This is a genomic window from Vannielia litorea, assembly GCF_018424695.1.
Taxonomy (GTDB): domain Bacteria; phylum Pseudomonadota; class Alphaproteobacteria; order Rhodobacterales; family Rhodobacteraceae; genus Vannielia; species Vannielia litorea_A.
The window spans coordinates 1-420 of sequence record NZ_QTNQ01000221.1; the positions used below are offsets into that span (position 1 = coordinate 1).

Here is a 420-nt window from a genome sequence, read left to right on the forward strand (position 1 = left end):
GTAGTTGCGAATCTGGAGTGTCGTCGACTTTCTTAAGTTTCGCTGCATGCCTTTCTTCTGAACCAAAGCAGTGATGATTGGCCGAAAAACACTCAACATCATTTCTTTCAGATACTCTCGAACCGAAACAATTCTCAGAAAACTTTCTAGATTGAAAAGGATCGCAAAATGATAGCATCGACTCTTGTGTCGTTTCACCTAGTTGAAACCCTGGAAAAACGCAATCACTCCCAACATTCATTGTTTCTTCATCAAAAGCCGTATTTGAGGAACACATTATATTTTCAAGCTTTAACATATCTTCTAGATCCGACCTATGGTTAGCAGGTCTCTCAAGACAACTTGCTTCGGTTACAACGGGTGGAAAGCCACCGTATTTACCCAGAAGCTTTCCCTCCGCATCAGTTTCTAGTCCACCAA

General features: G+C 41.7%; 1 protein-coding gene. It reads right to left on the reverse strand.

Annotation, left to right across the window (positions count from 1 at the left end; all coding sequences use genetic code 11):
* A partial coding sequence (locus DYI42_RS24070) for a hypothetical protein (protein ID WP_213549655.1) occupies positions 1-420 on the reverse strand: 420 nt, incomplete at both ends.